Annotated in this window: 2 protein-coding genes and 5 tRNA genes; 6 read left to right on the top strand and 1 reads right to left on the bottom strand. The window is 45.4% G+C overall.

All coding sequences use genetic code 11. The features are described from left to right. Nucleotides 1–1,261 (bottom strand): PQQ-binding-like beta-propeller repeat protein (locus RMO35_RS18700; RefSeq protein WP_309743035.1); only part of this gene is annotated, 1,261 nt, incomplete at its 3' end. 291 nt (nucleotides 1,262–1,552) lie between these two features. Between RMO35_RS18700 and RMO35_RS18695 the strand changes: the two genes are divergently transcribed. From RMO35_RS18695 to RMO35_RS18670, 6 genes are all read left to right on the top strand, one after another. Continuing rightward, nucleotides 1,553–1,678, top strand: a tRNA-OTHER gene (locus tag RMO35_RS18695). Nucleotides 1,679–1,819: 141 nt separating this feature from the next. Next, nucleotides 1,820–1,892, top strand: a tRNA-Asp gene (locus RMO35_RS18690). A 25-nt stretch (nucleotides 1,893–1,917) separates the two neighbouring features. After that, nucleotides 1,918–2,041 (top strand) — tRNA-OTHER (locus RMO35_RS18685). Between the two features lie 35 nt (nucleotides 2,042–2,076). Continuing rightward, a tRNA-OTHER gene (locus RMO35_RS18680) sits at nucleotides 2,077–2,202 on the top strand. A gap of 35 nt (nucleotides 2,203–2,237) precedes the next feature. Continuing rightward, nucleotides 2,238–2,309, top strand: a tRNA-Ile gene (locus RMO35_RS18675). A 473-nt stretch (nucleotides 2,310–2,782) separates the two neighbouring features. Beyond that, nucleotides 2,783–3,890: TROVE domain-containing protein (locus RMO35_RS18670; protein WP_309743033.1), on the top strand; the 1,108-nt coding region annotated here is incomplete at its 3' end.

The raw sequence follows: 3,890 nt of genomic DNA, 5'->3' as shown, positions 1-3,890 counted from the left end.
ACTTAATCTCTAATCGATAAGGATATCGAGCGAACCAAACTTTCTTGCCAATCGTACCATCGAGCGAAAATTTTGTAGTAGTTATCTTTCCGACGTAAGCGTTTTCAAATCGCATACACACTAGATAAAGACCCGATCGAGCGGCGGTAATCGATGCAGGATATAGACATCGATCGTGCGGCGGCAACTCGATTTCCCACCGACGCGTTCCGGTATGGGCATCAAATGCGCCAATCGTCCGATCGCGATTGAGGCTATAAACTGTTGAATCATTCACACTCAGGTAATTACTGACAGGCTGAAATCTTGCATCATTAGCAAGGCGATATTTTGATGATATCTGCATGGGATCTAAGGTTGTTTTCAAAGTAACTTGAAATTTAGATCGACCCTGCTTCCAGCTAGATCCAGATAACTTATTAGTAGCTTTATCGAATAAAAAGATTGTTTTAGGAGTTGAGAATAGTCGATAATGATTGAAGACAACTGCTGTCGATTGAGTAGCCGCCGCTGCCACGGGAATTTTCCAAAGCTGTTTGCCAGTGTCCGAGTTGGATGCTTCGAGCGAAACATCTAGAGCGGGATTAAACCGGAGAATTGCAGTAATGGAGTTATCGATCGTGATGCCATCGAGATCGAGCTGTTGGACGTGCCAGTTGCGATCGATCGATCGATTCAATTTACCAGTCCGTGCATCGATTTCCAGGATCTGTCCCTGACGAATATTGGCAGTATTAGGAGTTTTCTTCACCAATTGTCCGTTTGTTCCTGGGGCTAGAATCGGTTGTTGTGATGGTAATCGATCGGATACGGTATTTACCCACAATCGCTCGCCCTTGGCTCGAATTGGGGAGCGTGACATTCCAGACAACTCCTCTCCACTCACGCTCGGAGGGTCGAACGACCAGAGTTTTTGACCTGATTTAGCCGCGAATGCCACAATTTGATACTGGTATTTCCGCTCTGTTGTGCCGAGATCGTTCGATCTATTTGTCGCGGCTAGAGTCGATACAAAGACCCGATCTCGCTCGGTAGCGATCGATCTAGTCAGTTCGTTATCGAACCCTGACGACCATAAAAATTTACCACTATTGCTATCTAGAGCGATGAGCGCAATCTGGTTATTAGTGAGATAACTCCAACACCAGTTCCCAAAGAAGGCGATTGGAATACTTAAGATTGCCAGAATTCGCACGATCCAGCCGATCGATAGCCGTTTGTCGTCGGTTTGATATTGTGTTGCCAACTTCTGAGTACTCATAATTCTGTTGGCATTTGCGCCGATCTGACTCCCTGTCTAGATATCGTCTATTCATCAACTAAATCATTCTACAAGTTACCCCGATCGAATTCCGTAGCATAGTTCGGGGTATCCCCTAGTCAAAACTTTTCCCCTAGGTCTGAAATTCAAAGCTAGCAAGTATTCTAGCGATGCGATCGCGAGTTAGCTTCGGGTCGATCTCCAAGGCTATTCTGTGGACATGGAAACAAACACCACCACCCAGGAGCAACTCAAGATGAAGACATAGCCCGCAGCGAATTCAAACATATGTAGTGAGTAGCTTAACTGCAAAGCACCATCTTTACCCGCAAGGGACGATCGAATTAGGGTTATCGTTTAAACCAATAATACCCTGACTCACCGGAGATGCGGGTGTAAATCCCGCCTCGCTACCCAACCACAATACATCTAGGTGGATCGCCAAGTAGTAAGGCAGTTGATTTTATTCCTTTTCGCTTAACTTACCCGTCAGGGACGACAGATGAGGATTATCGTGGTTCAACCATCCGCAGGTGCAATTCCTGCTCCACCTAATTTGGGATTGTAACTCAGTGGTAAGAGTGTCCGCCTGTCTAGCGGAAAGTCGCGGGTTCAAATCCCGTCAATCCCGTCCAACTTTTGGAGTTGGTAAATCTGGAATTGTAGCTCAGTGGTAGAGCAGATGAAGACTCCTTCTTCGCCTTTTTGCCTCTAGGGGACGTAGAACGAAGGTTATCGATTTTAATCATCCGGTCGTAGGTTCGACTCCTACCAATTCCAATATGACTTTCATCAGTCATAAATTTAGTAAATCTGAAACTGTAGTTCAGTGGATAGAGCACCTAAAAACATCCTTCTTCACCCTTTGCCTCTCGGGGACGTAGAACAAGGGTTATCGCCTTCTAAGCGGGAGGTCGTAGGTTCGATTCCTACCAGTTTCATTATGACTTTCATCGGTCATAAGTCTAGAAAATCTGGAACCGTAGCTCAACGGTAGAGCAATCGCTCGATAAGCGATCGGTTATCGGTTCGAGTCCGATCGGTTCCATGCGATCTCATTTAAAAGATTGCTTTCTGAAATCACAATGCCTTGTGGTGTAATTGGCAACACACACGATTTTGGATCGTGCATTCTAGGTGTCTCCTGTCGGAGAGGCTACGCCAACGATTCCTAGCGAGGCAGTGAAAGTATTTATTACTTTCCACATCCAATTTGCTCTCATCGTCTAAAGGCTAGGACGCGGTGCTTTCTACACCAAAATAGGGGTTCGATTCCCCTTGGGAGTATTACTAATTACCTAAGTAATTAGTAAACGACAGCAGATCGTCTAGATAGATAGGACGCCGTTATTAATCCAAGTTGCGAGCAACTTGAGTTAATTATCCCTTTTCAACTTTTTGCCTGTAAAGGATGAACGAATAAGGGTTATCGCTTATCCCGCCGGAAACGTGGGTGCAAATCCCACTCTGCTGGATTTTCACATTATCGCCCTCACGGGCTGAAGGAGCTTATAAAAAATCATGGTTTACAATTTCTTTTTCGGTAACAAACAAGCTCAAAATACACCCCAAAATCAACCGATTCCCGGACGCGAATCAGAAATGATTAAAGGTAAATCCGGCGGTTATATGTTCGCGACTGGAATCTGGCGCACATTGCGACGGTGCTTGTTAATTGGGACTGGCAATGGTAGCTACTATGCGACTAAATGGGAATTGACTAATGATTTCGTCGATGTTTTGGAAAAAGCGATCGCCGAAGATCCCGATCGCGTGGCACAAGAAATCGTCTATGCTTCTGATGGTCGATCGATTAATAACAGTGCGCCGATTTGGGCGTTAGTATTACTATCGATGGGTGAATCTCCTGCTGCTAAAAAAGCATTTAAAGCAATCTTTCCCCAAGTTATTCGCACCGCCAGCCACTTTTATGAGTGGATGAGTTATACCAAATCCGTGCGGGGTTTTGGTAAAGTCGTACGCGAAGCTGGTAAAAATTGGTTGCTGCAAGGCGATACCAAAGCACTGGCTTATCAATTGTTGAAATATCAACAACGGTATGGTTTTTCCAACCGCGATGCCTTGCGATTGTTCCACGCCAAACCGCAAACCGAAGATCGCGATCTGTTGTTTAAATGGGTGGTAAATGGCTGGGATGAATTGCCGCTAGTATCGCCGACAGCAGCATTGAATCAGATCTGGTGGTATGAATGGTTAAAACGCAATCCCGATCGCACTCCAGAGGCAATTTTGCAGGGTCGCTTAACTCATGAAATGGCTGCACCCGTAGGCAAAATGGATGTTGCTGCTTGGCAATTGTTGTTTGAAGAGATGCCGATCGGTGCCCTATTGCGAAATCTCGGTTCTTTGACTGAAATTGGGGTATTAGCTTACTGTAAAACTTCCAATCGAAATCTAGATCGAGTCGCCAAAATCATCAATAGTAAAGAACACTTACGCAAAGGACGCATTCACCCGATCGATGTTTTAAAAGCACTCAAAACTTACCAATCTGGTGGTAGCTTGGGCAAGAGTAGCAAAACCTGGACACCAGTGCCCCGAATCGTCGATATTTTGGAGTTAGCTCTCGAAATGTCCTTCGAGACGATCGAGCCGACTGGTAAGGTAT

The organism is Chamaesiphon sp. OTE_20_metabat_361 (genome assembly GCF_031364565.1).
The sequence above is the reverse complement of the archived record's forward strand: the minus strand, read 5'-3'. Positions and strand labels throughout refer to the sequence as shown.